We start from the raw sequence: 18390 nt of genomic DNA on the forward strand, positions 1-18390 counted from the left end.
ACGACTTATCTGCCCACTCAGTCCACTACCCAGAGTGAGGCCGCCTGAGCCACGTCACCAGGGGAATTCGGAAATCTGTGGACAGGAGGCTCGACGGGGAAAAGCCGATCACTCCGCAGAGTGACAATCTCCCGTCACGCCCTCTTCCTGTCCCCTTCTCCGCCCCTTTCTCCGCCCCTTTCGTCTCCCCTTTCCTCGCCGCCTCCCGGGCCTCCTGGCCCTCCTTCGCCCCGCCTACGGGCCGGAAACCGGACCTCGTTCCGGTCGATCTTCGCCGCGAGCGCGGTCAGGGGATCGACCCCGAGCACCTCGCAGAACTGGAGCAGATAGGCGAGGACGTCCGCGACCTCGTCGGCGACCCGGTGCGCCGACTCGGGGTCGTCCATCACCCGCTCCGCCTGCTCGGGCGTCAACCACTGGAAGATCTCCAGGAGTTCGGCCGCCTCCACGCTGAGGGCCGCCGCCAGGTTCTTGGGCGTGTGATAGGGCTGCCAGTCCCGGGCGGCCGCGAACTCGGCCAGCCTGCGCTGGAGTCCCGCTACATCGTTGTCGGTCACGCCCCCAGGTCTACCACCGTGCTCCTCGGGCGCTCAGGTCCACCACCGTCACCCCGGGCGTCCGGCGTGCCTCCCCCGCCGCCCGGTCGCCGACCGTGCCGGCGACCCGGACGTGTCCGTCGGCGGCGATGCCCGTCGCGAGTCCGAGCAGTTCGGTCACCTGCCGTCCGTCGAGGCCCCGGTCGAGGCCGTCGGCGAGCAGCGTCAGGGACTGCATGGCGTCGGGCACCTCGGCGATCCGGTCCATCGCCAGCACGCCGGGGCCGGTGAGCAGGGTGAGCGCGAGCGCCAGGTAGCGCAGTTCCCCGTCTCCGAGGCGGCCGAGCGGAGTGGCGGGCCTGCCTCCTCGTTCGAGGACCGCCCGGACCGTGCCCTCGGGGAGCTGCTGCACCGCGAGCCCGGTGACGGACCCCGCGCAGCCCGCGCCCGCCACGGACGCGAGGCGGTGGTGGCGGCGCGGGCAGTCCGTGTGGGTGCGATGCAGGACCTCGGCGAGGTTGCCGCAGCCGCGCCGCAGCCGGCCCTCGCCGGGGAGGACGGGGGCCCGCATCCGCTCGGGCCGTGGGTCGCAGGCGAAGGCGGACCGCAGCCCGATGACCACCTGCTCGGCGGCGGCCAGGACCTCCAGCTGGCCCGGGGTCTTCCCGGCGACCCGCAGCGGCAGCAGAGCCGTACCGAGGAGGTCGTCGGGGAGCGGCGCCCGGGTGACGGGGGTGGAGCCGGCCGTGTGCCACTCGGCCTGGACGGTGGTGCGGCCGGGGTCGCGCAGCGCGGTGGCGAGCAGGGTGCGGCCGCGGCCGGTGAGGCGCTCGCCGACGATGCGGAGCCGGGGTTCGGCCTGGACGGCGAGGTCCAGGTGGACGGGGCCTTCCGGTCCGTCGACCGTGCATCCGATGCGGAAGCCGCGCCTTCCCTGGGCGTCGGGCCTGGCCCGCTCGGGGACGCAGTCGGCGGCGTCGGGGAACACCTCGCCGAGCGGGTCGCCCGCGCCGAGCCGGGCCAGTGCCTCGTACGCCCTCAGGGTGGTGGACTTGCCGCTTCCGCTGGGTCCGGCGAAGAGGGTGACCGGTCCGAGCGCGTGCACGGCGGCGCGGTGTCCGGCGAAGGCGGACAGGCGGAGCTCGGTGACGGCCGGCCGGGCGCGGAGCGCTCCCTCGTCTCCCTCACCGGCCGGCCGGGCGCGGAGCCCTCCGTCGTCTCCCTCACCGGCCGGGCCGTCCTCCGGCCTCCGGCCGCTCCGGCCCCGAGGCCGGTGCTCCGACGCGGCCGGGCCGCGCGCCTCGGGGACGGAGACACGTGCGCCGGGGAAGGGCGCTACGGAGGAGGAGTGGTCGAGCGTGAAGCCGCCGGTGAGGTCCATGCCCGGACCGTACGCAGTTCATTCCCTGACGAACCGTTACGTCGAGATGACCTTCCTACGATCGGGGGACCCCGGCCGTCCTGCCGCCGACGGTGCTCGCCCCTTCCTCCCCCTCCGAGCCCTCGACCTCCGTACCGGCCGGGGCGAGGAGAAAAACGTTCCGGTCGACGCGGTGCATCACGCTGCCGAGACCGAAGACGACACCGCTGCTGAAGTCGAGGATGCGCTTGGCGACCTCGGTGTCGGCGCTCGTCAGGTCGAGGAGCACCGGGATCTGGGCGATCAGGTACTCGGCGACCTCACGGGCGTCGGCGAACACCTGCACGCGGAGCACGACCATGCGGCGCTGCTCGGCGGATTCGTACTGCTCGGGGATCGTGCGGTGGTCGACCCTGGACGGCCATTCGTCACGGCCGCGCAGGGGCACGACCTGGGCGAGGCCCTCCCACTGCTCGTCGGTGACGTCGTACCTCTCGTACCTACTCATGGGCACATCCTCCCGCTCCTCACCCGTTCGGCCCAACAACGACACGAGGTGATGCCCGGATGGCGGAGCCCGGTCTGACCGACAGGACGCCCCCTAGCGGCCCATGCCGTAGATCTGCGAGGTCGGGGTGGGGCGGGCACGGGACAGTTTCGCGGCCGTGCCGCGGGCCGCCTCGAAGGCCGTGACCGGGTTGCCGTCCTTGCGCCAGGGCTGGGCTCCGCACCACGGTCCGATCAGGCGGAACTGTTCCAGGGCGGGTGCGTACAGCATCGACCGGAGCATGTAGTGCGCGAGGAGGTGGCGCAGGACCGGCAGGCGTTCGTCGTCGGCCGGGACCTTGTCGAACGAGGCGGCGACCTTCTTCAGGGTGCTCCTCGTCATGGGGGTGACGGGCAGCGCGACGGCGGCGGAACGGTCGGTGAGTTCGTTCAACGCGTGCAGGTAGATCCCCGCGAGCGGGCTGCCGGCCGGGGCCTTGCGGACCGCCTGGCGGGCGAACCGCATCATCCGCCGGTCGCTGCCGAACCACTTGGCGCACCAGTACTGCAGGGCCTGCCAGTGCCCTTCGTAGTGGTGGGGCGCTCGGGCGACGAGCCCCTCCCAGAGCGGTCCGAACTGCGCGCGGGTGTACTGCGCTCCGCGTGCCGCCGTGATCATGACGACCCAGGGGCCGGGGTTGGCGGGGTCGAGCAGCGCGGCCCGCCGGGCCTCCTCGATCGCGGCCGGGAGCATGGCGCGGAAGCGGTTCATGTCCGAGGTCATGACCTCGTGGGCGTACCCGCTGCCGCGGATCTTCCAGGCGCGGTGGACCATGAGGCTCGCGTGGAGGGTTGCCGCGTCGCAGTTGCCGGGCTCGGCGGCGCGCCAGGCGTCGAGCCAGGTGTCGTCCTCCTTGGCGACCTGCTGCAGGAGTTCGAGCCGGTCCCAGCGCTCGTCCCAGTCCTCGCCCGCCGCCCGGACGTAGCGCTCGGCGGCGCTCCAGTCCCCGCGCCACGCGGCTTCGGCGACGGCCTGCCGCTTCTCCGTCCGGTGGGCCGGCGGGGGCGGGCCGGGGCGTTCGGGGTCGAGCTGCCCGCGGGGCGGCAGGCCGTAGTCGGACGCGACGAAGTGCGCTCCGACCCAGCCGTCGACCCGGCCGGGGTTGACGAGGACGCGGTGGAGCACGACGAGCAGCACGCCGAGTACGACGACGAGGGAGAGAGTCACGGCGGGGAATCATCCCGGAACCGGTCACTCTCCGCAACACCTCAGGCCAAGGCTTGGGCGAGGTCAGCGCGGTGTCGGTGGGTCACCTCACCCGTCCCTGCCGGGCCGTGCGCGGCCGACCGGTTCGTCGCGGGCGTCGGCCCACAGCGACCGGACGTGCCCGAGGTGGCGGCGCATGCACGCCTCCGCGCCGCGCGCGTCGCCCGCGATCATCAGGTCGAGGAGTTCGAGGTGCTCCTCGGCGGAGGAGACGAGCTTGCCCGCCTCGTCGAGGCCCGTCAGACCGTAGAGGCGGGAGCGCTTGCGCAGCTCCCCCACCGTCTCGACCAGACGCTCGTTGCCGGAGAGGGCGAGCAGCGCGAGATGGAAGCGGCGGTCCGCCTCCAGATAGCCGATGAGGTCGTGCTCCCGGGCGCGGGAGACGATCTCCTCGGCGACCGGGCGCAGCGCCTCCAGCTGCTCCCGGCCGGCCTTCCTCGTGACGCGGCCGATGGTGGGGACCTCGATGAGGGTGCGCAGTTCGGTGAACTGGTCGAGGTCCCGTTCGCTGACCTCGGTGATGCGGAAGCCCTTGTTGCGGACGGGTTCGACCAGGCCTTCCCTGGCCAGGTCGAGCATGGCCTCGCGGACCGGCGTGGCGGAGACGCCGAGGTCGCCCGCGAGGCCGGGGGCGGAGTAGACCTGGCCGGGCCGCAGTTCGCCGGCGATCAGGGCCGCTCGGAGGGCATGCCCGACCTGGTCGCGGAGCCGTTCCTGCGCTCTGACGAGGCCGTACTGCTTCAGGTCACCCATCGTGCGTCCTCCGAGAAGTCACGGAGGAGCATCGTACAATGTCACGTTTCTCCTTCCGGGCGGCGGGAGTTGCCCGCCCCCTGGGACCGGTGTACGCGCGCGTCCGTCGTGGTCAGAGCAGGAAACCGGCGGGGAAGGGGTCCTCGGGGTCGAGGAAGTACTGGGCCGTGCCCGTGATCCACGCGCGGCCCGTGACGGTCGGGACGACGGCCGGCCGGCCCGCCACCTCCGTCTCCTCGACGATCCGCCCCGTGAACTCGGTGCCGATGAAGGACTCGTTGACGAAGTCGGCGCCGGGGGCGAGCAGTCCCCTGGCGTGCAGCTGCGCGAGCCGGGCGCTCGTTCCCGTGCCGCACGGCGAGCGGTCGAACCAGCCCGGGTGGATGGCCATCGCGTGGCGCGAACGGACCGCGTCGGAGCCGGGCGCGGCCAGATAGACGTGTTTCACCCCGGCGATGTCCGGGTTCTCCGGGTGGACGGGCCGGTCGGGACCCGCGTTCACCGCCTCCATGACGGCGAGCCCGGCGGCGAGCAGCTCGTCCTTGTGGGCCCGGTCGTACGGCAGCCCCAGGGATTCCAGGGCGACGAAGGCGTAGAAGTTGCCTCCGTAGGCGAGGTCGTAGGTGACCGTGCCGTATCCGGGCACGTCCGCCTTGAGGTCGAGACCGGCGGCGAACGCGGGCACGTTGGTGAGGGTGACGGAGCACGCCCGGCCGTCCTCGACGCGGACGTCGACGCTCACGAGCCCCGCCGGTGTGTCGAGACGGACGGTGGTGACCGGCTCGACGACCGGCACCATGCCCGTCTCGACGAGGACGGTGGCGACGCCGATGGTCCCGTGACCGCACATCGGGAGGAGCCCCGACACCTCGACGAAGAGGACGCCGTAGTCGGCGTCCGGGCGGGTGGGCGGCTGGAGGATCGCGCCGCTCATCGCCGCGTGCCCGCGCGGCTCGTACATGAGGAGGGTGCGGACGTGGTCCAGGTGGGTGGCGAAGTGATGCCGCTTCTCGGCCATCGTGGCGCCGGGGACGACCCCGACGCCGCCGGTGATCACCCGGGTGGGCATGCCTTCGGTGTGGGAGTCCACCGCGTGGTAGACGTGACGGGTGCGCATGGGGTCCCTTCGGGTCTACGGCTGAAGGCGTACGTACGGGGAAGGCGTACGTACGGAGACGGTGTAGGGGCACAGGCGGTGTACGTACAGCGGAGAGGCGTACGTGCAGGGGGCGGGTGGTCCTCGCGTCGCCTACGCGTGACCCTCGGCCAGGACCTTCTCCGTCGCGGCGCGCACGACGGCCTCCTGCTCCGGTGTCAGCGGGACGCGGGGGGCGCGGGTGGGTCCGCCGGGGCGGCCCGCCAGGTCCATGGACAGCTTGATCGCCTGCACGAACTCGACCTTGGAGTCCCAGCGGAACAGCGGGTGGAGGGACCTGTAGAGCGGGAGCGCGGTGTCGAGGTCCCCGGCGACGGCGGCGCGGTAGAGCGCGGCGCAGGTGCGCGGGAGGGCGTTGGGGTAGCCGGCGATCCAGCCGACCGCTCCGGCGAGGGCGAGTTCGAGGAGGACGTCGTCGGCGCCGACGAGCAGGTCGAGTCCCGGGGCCAGTTCGGCGATCTCGTAGGCGCGGCGGACATCTCCGCTGAACTCCTTGACCGCGACGACGCTGCCGTCCGCGTGCAGGCGGGCGAGGAGGTCGGGGGCGAGGTCGACCTTGGTGTCGAGGGGATTGTTGTAGGCGACGACGGGCAGGCCGGCTTCGGCGACCTCGGCGTAGTGGGCGCGTACGGAACGCTCTTCGGCCCGGTAGGCGTTGGGCGGCAGGAGCAGGACCGAGCCCGCTCCGGCCTCCGCTGCCTGCTCGGCCCAGCGCCGGGCCTCGGCGCTGCCGTACGCGGAGACGCCGGGCATGACCCGCGAGCCGTCGCCGGCCGCTTCGACGGCGGTCCGTACGACCTGGGCGCGCTCCTCGCCGGTGAGGGTCTGGTACTCGCCGAGGGAGCCGTTCGGGACGACGCCGTCGCAGCCCTGGTCGATGAGCCAGGCGACGTGACGGGCGTAGGCGTCGTGGTCGACGGAGCCGTCCTCGCGCAGCGGGAGGGCGGTGGCGACCATGATCCCGTGCCAGGGGCGGGTGCGGTGCACAGGGGCTTGCTCGTGAGCCATGAAGAACTCCCTTGTGTGGTGTGTGACATTTTATTGATGGGTGCGGGGATCACAAGAGCGCGGCGGGGCGCCGTTCTTGACGGGCAATCAGGTCGTGGTGTCCGTCGGCAGCTCGGCCAGGTGGCGCAGGGGGACGGGGCAGGACAGCGGGCGGCGGTCCGGGGGCAGGGCGGACTCGCCGACGGCGTCCGTCTCACGGTCGGCGCACGGGGGCCGGCCCGCCAGTGCCGCCACGGCGGGCCCGCACGTCCGGCCCTGGCACCAGCCCATTCCGGCCCGGGTGAGCAGCTTGACCGTACGGGCGTCCCGGGCGCCGAGCGTGTCGACGGCCTCCGTCACGCGGGCGGCGGGCACCTCCTCGCAGCGGCAGATCTCGGTGTCCTCGCGCAGCCACCGGGTCCAACCGGCGCCGGGCCTGTGCACGGCCCCCATCGCCTCCGCGAATCCGCGCAGCCGGTCACGGCGGCGCCGGGCGGCCGCGTCGCTCGCGCGGAGCCCGGGACGGCGGGCACCGAGCAGCGTCCGGGCCACGGACTCCGCCGCCGACTCGCCCTCCAGGACGGCCAGTCGGGCGCCTCCGACGCCGCCGGTCTCCCCGGCCGCCCAGATGCCCGGAACGGAGGTCGACTGATCACTGTCGAGGACGAGCGCGGGCGTCCCGTCGGCGGTCGCGCGGGTGGCGCAGCCGAGGCCCGTCGCCAGCTCCAGCTGGGGTACGAGCCCGTGGCCGACCGCGACCGTGTCGCAGGGGATCCGGCGGCCCGTGCCCGGCACGGGCCGCCAGTCCGCGTCGAGCCGAGCGACGGTCACCGCCTCCACGCGGTCGGTGCCGTGCGCCTCGACGACCGCGTGGCGGGCGAGGAGCCTGACCCCGTGCCGCATCAAGGCGCCGCCGTGTACGGCTCCTTCGGCGAGTTTGGCCGGGTTGCGCAGGAGGGCGCGGGCGAATCCGGCGTACCCCAGATACGTTCCGGCCTCGACGACGGCGGGGACGCGCGCGCCCGCCGCCGCGAGGGAGCCGGCGACCGCCAGGAGCAGCGGGCCGCTGCCGGCCACGACGGCCCGGCGGCCCGGCAGGACGAGCCCGCCCTTGAGCATGGCCTGCGCTCCGCCGGCGGCGACGACGCCGGGCAGGGTCCAGCCGGGGAAGGGCAGTTGACGCTCGTACGCGCCCGTGGCCAGGAGCACCGCACGGGCGCGTACGGTCACGGCGGTGTCGTCGCCGGTGACCAGGGCGTGCAGCCGCCAGGCGGAGCCCTCGGGCACCACGGTCCAGACGTGGCATCGCGGGCGGTAGGTCACCCGGCCGGAGCGGACGAGGCCGTCCAGTGCCGCCGTCCGCCGGGTGAACTCCCGCCAGCCGTGGTGCAGCGCCCCGGGCCGGAGCGCGCCGAGTTCGGGCGCCGGGTGCCGGTGGTACTGGCCACCCGGGCGGTCCCCGGCATCGACCAGGACGACACGGAGCCCGAGCCGGGCCGCCGCCACGGTCGCGGCGAGGCCGGCGGGACCGGCACCGACGACGGCGAGGTCGACGAGACCCTCCTCAGACGGTGAGTTCCGCATGGCCGGTGCCCTCCTGGGTCGTGACGGTGTCCCCGGGGCGGGCGGGGGTGAGGCAGGCGCGCTGGTTGGGCCGGCCGTTGACGGTGACGAGACAGTCGTAGCAGCTGCCCATCCCGCAGAACACACCCCGTGGGGCGCCCGAGACGCGTGTGGTGCGCCAGGTCAGGATGCCCGCGCTCCACAGGGCGGCGGCGAGGGACTGCCCGGCGAGCGCGGGCAGCGGGCGCCCGTCGAACGCCACGGTGAAGGTGTCCTTCGCCCGCCCGCCGACCAGGGAGCGCGGGGTGCGGGCGTTGGAGGCGGTGCGGCGGCGTCGTCTCATGGTGCGGTCTCCCGGAGGCCGGAGGCAGGGTCGGAGCCGAGGTCGGGGTCGGGATCGAAGTCGGGGTCGGCGGCGAACCGTTCCGGCCGGAACGGGAAGGGGTCCACCACCGGGGCCTCCCCCGTCAGCGCGGCCGCCACGAGCAGTCCCGTGGCCGGGGCGAGGCCGATGCCCGCGCCCTCGTGGCCGCAGGCGTGGTGAAGGCCGGGGACGCGCGGGTCGGGGCCGATGGCCGGCAGGTGGTCGGGCAGGTACGGGCGGAAGCCGTGGTAGGCGCGCAGCACCCGTACGTCGGCGAGGACCGGGAAGAGCGCCGCCGCCTGGGTGGCGAGTCTGCGCAGGGCCTCGACGGAGAGGGCGCGGTCGAAGCCGACCCGTTCCCGGGTGGCACCGATCAGCACCGGCCCCGCGGGGGTGCCCTCGACGACGGCCGAGGACTGGAGCGCGGCGGAGCCGCTGGCCACGTCGGCGATGTAGTCGGCGGCGTACACCTTGTGCCGTACGACCCTGGGGAGGGGTTCGGTGACGAGCACGAACCCGCGCCGCGGCCGCACCGGCAGGTCCGTGCCGGCCAGCGCCGCGACGGCCCCGCCCCAGGTGCCCGCCGCGTTGACCACGGCGGGGGCGGCGAGTTCGCGGCGGGCCGTGCGGACTCCGCGTACCGCTCCGGCCGGGGTGAGCGGGATGCCGGTGACCTCCTCGCCGAGGTGGACGGACGCGCCGGAGGCGGCGAGGAGGCGGGCGGCCGCGCGGGCGGGCTGGATCTGGGCGTCCTGCGGGTAGTGGAAGCCGCCCGCGAGCCCGTCCGCGAGGTGCGGTTCGAGGGTGCGCAGGGTGGCGCCCGCGATCTCGGCGGCCTCGACGCCGACGGCCCGCTGGCTCTCGGCGTAGCCGCGCAGGGCCTGGAGCGTGGCGGGGTCGGGGGCGACCACGAGGCCGCCCTTGGTCTCGTACTCGGTGTCCTGCGGGAGGGTGGCGGCGAGTTCGCTCCAGAGGCGTACGGAGAGGAGCGCGAGGTCGAGTTCGGGGCCGGGCTCCTTGTCGGAGACGAGGAGGTTGCCCTCCCCGGCGCCGGTGGTGCCGCCGGCGACGGGGCCCCGGTCGACGACGGCGACGGAGAGTCCCGCGCGGCCGGCGAAGTACGCGCAGGCGGCTCCGACGACGCCCGCGCCGATGATCACGGCGTCCAGGCTCTGTCTCTTGGGCACGGCGGTAAGATGTCACATTCTTCTAGAGGGGAACAGGGCGCGGAGTTCGTCCGGCTCCGCGCCCTTCGGATGAGCTGGTGGCCGGGGTCAGCCGCGCAGCGGTCCCTCGCAGCGGTAGTTCGACGTTCCCGCGCGCCCGCCGGTCCAGATGTCGACGGGGCCGAAGGAGCAGTTCATGTCGGCCAGGTTGTTGGAGGCCGTGCCCGCCCGGTCGAGGAGGAAGTAGTCGACCGTCTCGGACATGTCCTCGAAGACCTGGTCGGCGCTGCCCGCGTTCGCGAGGTTGGCCGTGACGCGTCCCGTACAGGTGAAGCGGCGTCCGCCCGGCGTACCGCTCTCCGTGCAGACGGGGGTGTTGGACGTCGCGGAGGCGAACGAGGCGGCGACGTCGGCGGCCCGGGAATCCCGCAGTTGGGCGACGGGTGTGAACGTGGTGGCCGGGACGAACAGCCGGTCGACGTCGGCGATCGCCGCGTCGAGGAAGCTGTCGTAACCGCGCTGTACCGAGGTGTCCGCGCTCAGCCGGGCGCGCCAGGCGTCGTACGCGGCGACGTCGTTGCCGCGCAGGTGCTTGTACATCTCGCGCAGCGCCGACGGCCTCTCGGTCCAGAGGTACTCGAAGAAGGTGCCGGCGTACGCGTAGAAGCGGAAGCCGTCGCCGTCGTAGGTGGCGTGCAGGATCTGTCGTACGGTCATGCGCGGGCCGCCGCCGGCCGTGTCGGCGATGACACTGCGGACGAGGGACTTGCGGACCCTGACGCCGTCGTCGCGGGTGGCCCCGTCGAAGAACTCGGCCGTGCCCTCGTCCATCGCGGTGGTGCGGTCGTCCTGGTACCAGGGGCCCTCACCGAAGAAGCCGGGGACGGCGTACCGGCCGTTGAGGTAGTGCGTGTACTCGTGCCGGAAGAGCTCTTCGAGGGTCAGCGACGAGTCCTGCGGGACACGGCGCTCGTACGTGTAGAAGGTGGCGCCGCGCTCGATGTAGATGCCGCCGTTGTCCGTGCCCATCCCGGTGAGGATCGGGTGGTACGTCTCGTAGTCGGCGCGGGAGGCGTAGAGGACGATGTTCAGCGAGGTGTTGGGGTCGCCGGTCAGCGGCTCCTGGGTGCCGAGGACCCGGTGGAACTGCGCCGCGACCTGCTTGCTCGCGTAGTACAGGGTGTCGACGGTGGTGCGCGGAAGGCCGGTGCGGACCTTGATCGCGCCGCTGTCGTAGGTGTACGTGTACGGGAAGATCCGGCGCTCGATGTCCGCCTTGCACACGGCGTACGGGGCGCAGGCCTCGTAGACGTTGAGCCAGGAGACCAGCGAGGCCCACTGGGCGCTGCCGGTGCCGAAGGCGGTCTCGGTGGGGCCGAGGAGGGCGCCGAGGTCGGCGACGACGGCCGGGCGCAGGCCCGCTATCTGGCCGAAGCGGCCGTACTCGCTCAGGGCGTCACGGGCGACCCAGCTGTTGGCGGTCCCCTTCAGGTGGCCGTATCCCGCGAAGGCCTTGAAGGCCGCGCGGTACGCCGGGTCGGCGGCGGCCGCCGTGTGGAAGGCGGTATCCCGGTTGCCGGGGTAGACGCCGAGGTAGTTGACGGAGAGCCCGGCGAGCGCGGCGCCCGCCCAGGCGGGGTCGAGGCGGGTGGCCGGGTGGTCGGCGTCCATGGTGGCGAGCACCTTGCGGATCAGGGGCAGTTGGTGGTGGCGGAGCCCGGGGGCGCTCGCCGCGTACAGGGCCTCGCGGAGCGTGTCGGCGTTGGTGACGGTGGCGTCGAAGGTGCGCGGGGCCGTGCCGAAGGCGGCGACGGCCCGTCGTACGGCGTCGACGGTCGGGGCGTCGCCGGTGTCGATCTCGTCGCGCGAGAAGTCGTGGTAGGCCACCGCGTGGAGGTAGGTGAACATCTCCTCCAGGTGGGTGGAGTTGGTGCCGTCGTGGGTGGCGGCGAGGGTGGTGGCGCGGCGGGCGACGGCCTGGACGTGGGCGTCGGACATGACCGGCGCGAGCCGGGCGTCCCAGGTCCAGACGAGGCCGCGCAGACAGTCGTCGGCGGTCACGGCGGGGTCGGCGAGGAAGTCGGCGAAGCGCTCGGGGGTGAGGCCGGTGACGCCGTCGAGGGTGCAGGGGGCGGCGGCCTGCCGTCGTGCGTGCGGCGGCTCGGCGGCGGGGTCGGGGGCGGCGCCGGGTATCCGGCCGGCTGCCGCGCCGCCCGGGGCGGGCGCCGGGGCCGCGACGGCCGGGGGCGCGGAGGCGAGGCGGTCGACCTCGTCATGGGGGTGCGGCTGCGAGGCGGCCGGCGGGGTCGGTGAACCGGTCGGCTCGGCCGCCTGGCTGACGGTCTGTCCGAGGGGGACGAGCAGGCCGACCGCGAGTGCGGAGGCGAGGAGGGCGCTGCGCACGGATCTGTGCTGGGACACCGGGGCTCCTGTGGGAGGGAGGGACGTGGGGGTGGTTCCCGGTCAACTCATGTGGTCGTGCGTCGAGTTGACGTTGTTTCCAGCGGTGGTGCGAGCAGTACCATAGTAATGTGAAATTGCACTGACAAGGGGCTTGCGGGAACCCGGCACAGAAGAGGCCGGGGGGTCCTCCTTCGAGGACCCCCCGGAACGAGCCGTTCCTCAGACGCGGTCGGAGGCCGCCTCGGGCGCCGGGACCGCCTCGGGCGTCAGGGGCTCCACGGGCGGCACGCTCTTCCGGCGGCTCCGCGTGAGGCGCGCGGCGACGGGCTCGGTGAAGCGGGCCGTCAGCGGGCCGATGACCACCAGGATCAGGACGTACGCGGTGGCGAACGGCCCCAGCTGCGGCTGCACCCCCGCCGTGACGGCGAGGCCCGCGATGACGATGGAGAACTCGCCGCGCGCCACCAGGGTGCCGCCGGCCCGCCACCGTCCCTTGGTCCCGATCCCGGCGCGGCGCGCCGCCCAGTACCCGGTGGCGATCTTCGTCAGTGCCGTGACGACGGCCAGGGCGAGCGCCGGGAGGATCACCGGCGGGATGCTGGCGGGGTCCGTGTGCAGACCGAAGAAGACGAAGAAGACGGCGGCGAACAGGTCGCGCAGCGGACTCAGCAGGGTGTGGGCGCCGTCGGCGACCTCCCCGGAGAGTGCGATGCCGACGAGGAACGCCCCGACGGCCGCGGACACCTGGAGCTGCTGGGCGACGCCGGCGACGAGCAGGGTGAGCCCGAGGACCACGAGGAGCAGCTTCTCCGGGTCGTCGCTGGAGACGAAACGGGAGATCAGACGCCCGTAGCGGAGGGCCACGAAGAGGACGGCGCCGGCCACGCCCAGGGCGATGGCGAGCGTCGCGCTGCCGGCCGCGAGGCCGACCCCGGCGAGGAGGGCCGTGATGATGGGCAGATAGACGGCCATGGCGAGGTCTTCGAGGACCAGGATGCTGAGGATCACCGGTGTCTCGCGGTTGCCCAGGCGTCCCAGGTCCCCCATGACCTTGGCGATGACGCCGGACGAGGAGATCCAGGTGACGCCGGCGAGGACGACGGCGGCGACCGGCCCCCAGCCGAGCAGCAGCGCCGCGGCGGCGCCGGGGAGGGCGTTGAGGGCGAAGTCGACGAGACCGGCGGGGTACTGGGTCTTGAGGTTGGAGACGAGATCGCTCGCGGTGTACTCGAGGCCGAGCATCAGGAGCAGGAGGATCACCCCGATCTCGGCGCCGATGGCGACGAACTCCTCACTGGCGCCGAGCGGCAGGAGGCCGCCGTTGCCGAAGGCGAGCCCGGCGATGAGGTAGAGGGGGATCGGGGAGAACCGGAACCGGCCGGCCAGGCGACCGAGCAGGCCGAGGCCGAGGATGATGGCGCCGAACTCGATCAGGAAGACCGCGGAGTGCACGCCGCCCTCACTCCCGACCGAGGATCGCGGCGGCCGCGTCGACGCCCTCGCGGGTGCCGATGACGATGAGGGTGTCACCGCCGGCGAGCCGGAAGGCGGGCGTCGGGGACGGTATCGCCCCGGAGCGGCGGAGCACGGCGACGACGGAGGCCCCCGACTCCGTCCGCATCCGGGTCTCGCCGAGGACCCGGCCGTTCCAGTACGCGTGGGCGGACAGCTCGATGCGTTCGGCGACGAGCCCAAGGTCGGTGGTGTGCAGCACGGTGGGGCTGTGGTGGGCGGGCATCAGCGCGTCGATCAGCGAGGCCGTCTCGGCCTCGGTGAGGTGCAGCGACTGCGCGCAGGCGTCGGGGTCGTCGGCCCGGTACACGTTCACGGTGCGGGTCCCGTCGCGGTGCGCGATGACCGACAGCTGGCGGTGCTCCCGGGTCGTCAGGTCGTACTGGACTCCGATGCCGGGCAGGGGTGTCGTTCTCATCCGCGGAGCAGGCACAGGGCCGTCCCCTCCTGTCGATCGTGGGCGGTCGTGACGCGTGCCATGGTGTCATCCGCCCTTCCGGAGCCCCGGAACACGGGTGTCACGCGCGACCGCCCCGAACCCACCCGTGACGCGACCCGGGTGAGGCCGGTCGAACCGTGGGTAGGCTGCGGTCCTGTGATCGAGGAACTGATACCCGCGCCCGCGAGCGCCGCCCACACCTTCCTCGACAGCGAGTCGGCCGTCAGCGCCCTGTTCCCCGAGGAGGCCGCCGCCGTCGCGCGCGCCCTGCCGAAACGACTGCACGAGTTCGCCGCCGTCCGCGTGTGCGCCCGGCGTGCGATGAGCGCGCTCGGGGTGGCGCCGGTGGCGCTCGTACCGGGGGAACGCGGCGCTCCGCGGTGGCCGGCCGGGCTCGTGGGCAGCATGACCCACTGCGCCGGATACCGCGCGGCCGTCGTCGGTCGCGACTCCGACTACCGCGGGCTCGGCATCGACGCCGAACCGAACGCGCCGCTGACGGACGACGTCCTCGAGGTCGTCTCCCTCCCGGGGGAACGCGCCCGGCTCCGCCAACTGGCCGCCGCCGCGCCGGAGGTCAGCTGGGACCGGCTGCTGTTCAGCGCGAAGGAGTCCGTGTTCAAGGTCTGGTACCCGCTGACCGGCCGCGAGCTGGACTTCGGGGACGCGGACGTCCTGATCGACCCGGACGCGGGGACGTTCACCGCGCACGTCGGCGTCCCGGACGACGGCCCGGACGGCGACCGTCTGAAGGTCCTCGAAGGGCGCTGGCTCTGCCGCGCCGGCCTCGTCGTGACGGCCCTCGCCCTCTCGCGCGCGTAGGAAGCGGCCGGCACCTCCGGGCCCGTGGCGGGCGCGACGCGCGGGGGTTGGATGCGTCGCCGCCGGGGCCCGGAGGGGCCGGGGTCATTCCGCGGGCCGGCCCGTCAGATGCGCGAAGACATCGTCCAGGGTCGGCCTGCGCACGGTGAAGTCGCTGACCTGGATGCCCGCGTCGCGCAGCGCGACGGCGACGTCGGCGACATCGCCGAGACCGTCGTCGAGCTGGATCGCGAGCGTGCCCTTGGCGGCGTCCACCGTCGGCACCGTCGTCAGCGCCGTTCCGAGGGCGGTGAGGACCGCGCCCACGTCCGAGGGGGACGGCACCGTCACTTCGAGCCACTCCCGGCCGACCTTGCGTTTGAGGGCGTCGGGGGTGCCGTCGGCGATCACCCGGCCGGCGTCGACCACCGCGATCTGGTCCGCGAGGAAGTCGGCCTCCTCCAGGTACTGCGTCGTCAGGAGCAGGGTGACCCCGCTGTCCACCAGCTCGCGGACCAGCTCCCACAGGGCCATCCGGCTGACCGGGTCGAGACCCGTGGTCGGCTCGTCGAGGAACAGGACGGGAGGCGAGGTGATCAGGCAGCTCGCCAGGTCGAGCCGCCTGCGCATACCGCCGGAGTAGGTGCGGGCCGGCCGATGGGCGACGGCCGTGAGACCGAAGCGTTCCAGGAGCTCGTCCGCCCGGCGGCGGGCCGGCCGGCGGCCGAGGTGCAGCAGCCTGCCGAGCAGCGTCAGGTTCTCGTGCCCGGTGAGGACCTCGTCGACGGCCGCGTACTGGCCCGCGAGGCCGATGCGCCGGCGTACCTCGTGCGGCTGCCGGGCCACGTCGAAGCCGGCGACCTCCGCGTGCCCGCCGTCCGGTGCCACGAGCGTCGTCAGCACCTGCACGGTGGTCGTCTTTCCCGCCCCGTTGGGGCCGAGCAGGCCGAGCACCGTGCCGGCGCGCACCTGGAGGTCGATGCCGGAGAGCGCCTCGACGTCCCGGTACCGCTTGCGCAGGCCCTCGGCCCTGATGGCCGTGTCCACCTCTGCCGCCCCCACCGCGCTCAGCGCACCGGGTCCGGGGCCTGCTCCCGCAGGCTGCGCGGGCGCATGTCCGTCCAGTGCTCCTCCACGTACGCGAGGGCGGTGTCGTGGCTGCTCTCGCCGAGCGCCACGGTCCAGCCGTCGGGGGTCCGCGCGAACGCGGGCCAGAGGCTGTACTGCGCCTCGTCGTTCACCAGGACGAGGAACGTGCCGTTCTGGTCGTCGAAGGGGTTCGGCATGTGGTCACTTCCCATCTGTCGCGGACTCGCGGGTCCGCTCGACTGTTGCAGGGGGCGCTGACACCGGGCTGATGCCGGTGCCGTGCGGGGCGGGCCGGTCGATGCGGACCGGGAGGCTGGTGTAGCCGTACACGAAGTTCGAGTGGAGCAGGCGGGGGCTGCCGAGGAGTTCGATGTGTCCGGCCCTGTCCCGGAGGGCCCTGAGCATCGCCTCGACGTGGGTGCGGCCGAGGAACGCGCCGATGCAGAAGTGCGGTCCGTGTCCGAACGCCACGTGCTTGTTGGGCGTACGGGCCAGGTCGAAGCGCTCCGGGTCGGCGAAGACGTCCTCGTCGAAGTTGGCGGCGCTGTTCCACAGGGTGACGACGTCGCCCGCGGTGATCGTGCGGTCGCGGATCTCCACGTCGGTGAGGGCGCGCCGGCCGAAGTGCATGGCCGGGGTGGTCCACCGCAGCACCTCCTCGGTGGCGGTGGCGGTGTCGACGGCCCCCTCCTTCAGCGCCTTCCACTGGTCGGGGTGTTCGGCGAGGGCGATCACGGCGCCGACGGACGACATCCGGCTGGACTCGTCGCCGCCGAGGATGAGGCTGTAGCAGTTGAAGACGATCTCGTCCTCGGTGAGGAGCCGCCCGTCGACGGTGCCGGTGGCCAGGGCGCTGATCACGTCCTCGCCGGGGTGCCGGCGCCGCTGGGCGGCGAGACCGGAGAAGTACAGGAGGATCTCGTTGCGCGCGAGCCACTCCTCCTCCGCCCCGTGCTCCTCGCTGGTACGGGAGAGGGTCATGGTGTTCCAGTGGACGAGCTGCTCGCGGTCGGCCACCGGCACGTCCATGAGGTCGCCGATGGTGTTGATGGGGATGTGGTCCGCGAGGTCGGCGACGAAGTCGAACGCGCCGCGGTCCAGGGCCTCGTCGAGCAGGGCGGCCGTGCGGACGTTCACGCCCTCGACGACCGGAGCGAGGACGCGGGGCGAGAAGGACTTGAGCATGAGGTTGCGGATCTCGCGGTGCCGGGGCCCGTCGGTGACGGCGAGCATCTTCCCGGACGCCGAGTCCTCGCCCTGGAGCAGGGTGGCGAGGACGTTGCCGCGCTCGGACGTGAACCGCTTGTCGTCCCGGTAGACCGCGACGACGTCGGCGTGGCGGGAGAGCACCCAGAAGGCGGGTGCGCCCGGGGTGGCGCGGTGGCGGTGGACGGGCCGTTCGGCGCGGAACCTGGCCCACATCGCCCGCAGGTCGGGGCGGGTGAAGGTGCGGGGGTCGGTGAGGTCGACGCTTTCGGGGTCGGGGACCTCCGGTCTCTCGGATCTCTCGGGGTCGGAGGACTGCGGTGCGGTGGGTCTCATGGCGGGTGCTCCCTTCGGAACACGGCGGAGAGGTTGCGGTGGGACCGCGGCGCACGGCGAAGGTGGTACGAGCTGTGTCGGACAGTGGGGCGGTGGTACGGGGTTCGGGGCCGCGGCGCTCGTGCGTCGCGGCCCCGGTCTCACGATGCCGCCGTGCGGAAGCGGCGGAGGCTGAACAGCACGGTGAGGACGAACACGGCGCCCAGGGAGATGGCGACCGCGAGGGACGCGTGCTCTCCCGGGAAGCTCCCGCCGGTGGCGGTGGGATTGCCCCACAGCTCGCGGGTCCAGGTGACCACGGCACTGACCGGGTTCCAGTCGGCGACCGGACGCAGCCAGACCGGCAGCCGGTCGACGGACTGGAAGGCGTTGGACAGGAAGGAGAGGAGGACGGTGACGAGACCGGCCACCACGTTGATCGTCTCCATGTTCCGGGAGAACAGGCCGAGGAGGACGCCGACCCAGAGCATGGCGTACATGAACACGGCGAGGAGCACGAAGCCGGCGAGCACCGGCAGCGGTCCGCGCTCGGGCCGCCAGCCGAAGAGCACGCCGATGGCCGTGACGACGGCGAGCCCGATGAGGCCGACGGCCAGGTCACCGAGGGTGTGGCCGAGGAGGACCGAGGGCCGGGCGATCGGCAGGCTGCGGAACCGGTCCACGAGTCCGCCCCGCAGGTCGGTGGCGACGGCCACGGCGGTGGGGCCGATGCCGGCGAGCCCGACCTGGGCGGCGACGCCCGCGAACATGTACGTCTGGTAGTCGGAGCCGCCCGTCACCGACAGCGACCCCTGGAAGAGGTAGCCGAGGACGATCATCGACACGAGCGGGTTCATGATGATGCCGATGAGGCGGCCGGGGGCCCGGCGCAGCCGGTTGAGTCTCCGGCCGGCGACGGCGAGGGACTCCACGGCGAGCGCTATGGGCGGCGCGGGCCTGCGGACCTGGGTGAGGGTCGTCATGCCG

At 73.4% G+C, this 18390-nt stretch carries 18 protein-coding genes; 1 reads left to right on the forward strand and 17 read right to left on the reverse strand.

Annotated elements, in window-relative coordinates:
- Nucleotides 1-134: 134 nt before the first annotated feature.
- The 13 genes from ACZ4VK_RS14075 to ACZ4VK_RS14135 form a co-directional block, all read right to left on the reverse strand.
- A complete protein-coding gene (locus tag ACZ4VK_RS14075; protein ID WP_468351877.1) occupies nt 135-557 on the reverse strand; it encodes a nucleotide pyrophosphohydrolase in 423 nt (140 codons plus the stop codon).
- A gap of 10 nt (nt 558-567) precedes the next feature.
- Complete coding sequence (locus ACZ4VK_RS14080; protein ID WP_468351880.1) at nt 568-1917, reverse strand: AAA family ATPase; 1350 nt, start codon at nt 1915-1917, stop codon at nt 568-570.
- 55 nt (nt 1918-1972) lie between these two features.
- Nucleotides 1973-2404 carry a cell division protein SepF gene (locus tag ACZ4VK_RS14085; protein WP_468351882.1) on the reverse strand — a complete coding sequence of 144 codons (432 nt, stop codon included), beginning with the start codon at nt 2402-2404 and terminating at the stop codon, nt 1973-1975.
- A 93-nt stretch (nt 2405-2497) separates the two neighbouring features.
- Nucleotides 2498-3610, reverse strand: coding sequence for a hypothetical protein (locus ACZ4VK_RS14090; RefSeq protein WP_468351884.1), 1113 nt, complete (start codon nt 3608-3610; stop codon nt 2498-2500).
- A gap of 87 nt (nt 3611-3697) precedes the next feature.
- A complete protein-coding gene (locus tag ACZ4VK_RS14095) occupies nt 3698-4402 on the reverse strand; it encodes a GntR family transcriptional regulator (RefSeq protein ID WP_468351886.1) in 705 nt (234 codons plus the stop codon).
- A 112-nt stretch (nt 4403-4514) separates the two neighbouring features.
- A complete protein-coding gene (locus tag ACZ4VK_RS14100) occupies nt 4515-5519 on the reverse strand; it encodes a proline racemase family protein (RefSeq protein WP_468351889.1) in 1005 nt (334 codons plus the stop codon).
- Between the two features lie 132 nt (nt 5520-5651).
- Nucleotides 5652-6566: a dihydrodipicolinate synthase family protein gene (locus ACZ4VK_RS14105; protein ID WP_468351892.1), complete on the reverse strand. Its 915-nt coding sequence runs from the start codon at nt 6564-6566 to the stop codon at nt 5652-5654.
- Between the two features lie 87 nt (nt 6567-6653).
- Nucleotides 6654-8129, reverse strand: coding sequence for an FAD-dependent oxidoreductase (locus tag ACZ4VK_RS14110; protein ID WP_468351894.1), 1476 nt, complete (start codon nt 8127-8129; stop codon nt 6654-6656).
- The gene (locus ACZ4VK_RS14115; protein WP_468351896.1) at nt 8110-8451 is read right to left on the reverse strand and encodes a (2Fe-2S)-binding protein; all 342 of its coding nucleotides are present in this window, start codon (nt 8449-8451) and stop codon (nt 8110-8112) included. The genes ACZ4VK_RS14110 and ACZ4VK_RS14115 overlap by 20 nt, the downstream gene beginning before the upstream one ends.
- Nucleotides 8448-9659 (reverse strand): NAD(P)/FAD-dependent oxidoreductase, encoded by a 1212-nt coding sequence (locus ACZ4VK_RS14120; RefSeq protein WP_468351898.1) that lies wholly within the window; start codon nt 9657-9659, stop codon nt 8448-8450. The genes ACZ4VK_RS14115 and ACZ4VK_RS14120 overlap by 4 nt, the downstream gene beginning before the upstream one ends.
- An 87-nt stretch (nt 9660-9746) precedes the next feature.
- Entirely contained in the window at nt 9747-12059 is a 2313-nt protein-coding gene (locus ACZ4VK_RS14125; RefSeq protein ID WP_468351900.1) for a collagenase, read from the reverse strand.
- 201 nt (nt 12060-12260) lie between these two features.
- A complete protein-coding gene (locus ACZ4VK_RS14130) occupies nt 12261-13493 on the reverse strand; it encodes a cation:proton antiporter (RefSeq protein WP_468351902.1) in 1233 nt (410 codons plus the stop codon).
- Nucleotides 13494-13500: 7 nt separating this feature from the next.
- Nucleotides 13501-13986 carry a cation:proton antiporter regulatory subunit gene (locus ACZ4VK_RS14135; protein WP_468351904.1) on the reverse strand — a complete coding sequence of 162 codons (486 nt, stop codon included), beginning with the start codon at nt 13984-13986 and terminating at the stop codon, nt 13501-13503.
- A 162-nt stretch (nt 13987-14148) separates the two neighbouring features.
- On the opposite strand from ACZ4VK_RS14135, the gene ACZ4VK_RS14140 reads away from it, so the two are divergent.
- Complete coding sequence (locus ACZ4VK_RS14140) at nt 14149-14814, forward strand: 4'-phosphopantetheinyl transferase family protein (protein ID WP_468351906.1); 666 nt, start codon at nt 14149-14151, stop codon at nt 14812-14814.
- Between the two features lie 84 nt (nt 14815-14898).
- On the opposite strand, the gene ACZ4VK_RS14145 is transcribed toward ACZ4VK_RS14140, so the two are convergent.
- The 4 genes from ACZ4VK_RS14145 to ACZ4VK_RS14160 all read right to left on the reverse strand — a co-directional run bounded on the left by ACZ4VK_RS14145 (nt 14899) and on the right by ACZ4VK_RS14160 (nt 18386).
- Complete coding sequence (locus ACZ4VK_RS14145) at nt 14899-15840, reverse strand: ATP-binding cassette domain-containing protein (protein ID WP_468351908.1); 942 nt, start codon at nt 15838-15840, stop codon at nt 14899-14901.
- Nucleotides 15841-15860: 20 nt separating this feature from the next.
- Entirely contained in the window at nt 15861-16079 is a 219-nt protein-coding gene (locus ACZ4VK_RS14150) for an MbtH family protein (RefSeq protein WP_468351910.1), read from the reverse strand.
- 4 nt (nt 16080-16083) lie between these two features.
- Nucleotides 16084-17424, reverse strand: a complete 1341-nt coding sequence (locus ACZ4VK_RS14155; RefSeq protein WP_468351912.1) for a cytochrome P450 — start codon at nt 17422-17424, stop codon at nt 16084-16086.
- 140 nt (nt 17425-17564) lie between these two features.
- Entirely contained in the window at nt 17565-18386 is an 822-nt protein-coding gene (locus ACZ4VK_RS14160; protein WP_468351914.1) for an ABC transporter permease, read from the reverse strand.
- Between the last annotated feature and the right edge of the window lie 4 nt (nt 18387-18390).

The organism is Streptomyces sp. NPDC028711, assembly GCF_055565415.1.

Excerpts from the sequence above, each read along its gene's own strand:
- ACZ4VK_RS14080 (WP_468351880.1), bottom strand. The coding sequence starts at position 1,917 with ATGGACCTCACCGGCGGCTTCACGCTCGACCACTCCTCCTCCGTAGCG.
- ACZ4VK_RS14085 (WP_468351882.1), bottom strand. The coding sequence starts at position 2,404 with ATGAGTAGGTACGAGAGGTACGACGTCACCGACGAGCAGTGGGAGGGC.
- ACZ4VK_RS14095 (WP_468351886.1), bottom strand. The coding sequence starts at position 4,402 with ATGGGTGACCTGAAGCAGTACGGCCTCGTCAGAGCGCAGGAACGGCTC.
- ACZ4VK_RS14100 (WP_468351889.1), bottom strand. The coding sequence starts at position 5,519 with ATGCGCACCCGTCACGTCTACCACGCGGTGGACTCCCACACCGAAGGC.
- ACZ4VK_RS14105 (WP_468351892.1), bottom strand. The coding sequence starts at position 6,566 with ATGGCTCACGAGCAAGCCCCTGTGCACCGCACCCGCCCCTGGCACGGG.
- ACZ4VK_RS14110 (WP_468351894.1), bottom strand. The coding sequence starts at position 8,129 with ATGCGGAACTCACCGTCTGAGGAGGGTCTCGTCGACCTCGCCGTCGTC.
- ACZ4VK_RS14115 (WP_468351896.1), bottom strand. The coding sequence starts at position 8,451 with ATGAGACGACGCCGCCGCACCGCCTCCAACGCCCGCACCCCGCGCTCC.
- ACZ4VK_RS14150 (WP_468351910.1), bottom strand. The coding sequence starts at position 16,079 with ATGCCGAACCCCTTCGACGACCAGAACGGCACGTTCCTCGTCCTGGTG.
- ACZ4VK_RS14155 (WP_468351912.1), bottom strand. The coding sequence starts at position 17,424 with ATGAGACCCACCGCACCGCAGTCCTCCGACCCCGAGAGATCCGAGAGA.
- ACZ4VK_RS14160 (WP_468351914.1), bottom strand. The coding sequence starts at position 18,386 with ATGACGACCCTCACCCAGGTCCGCAGGCCCGCGCCGCCCATAGCGCTC.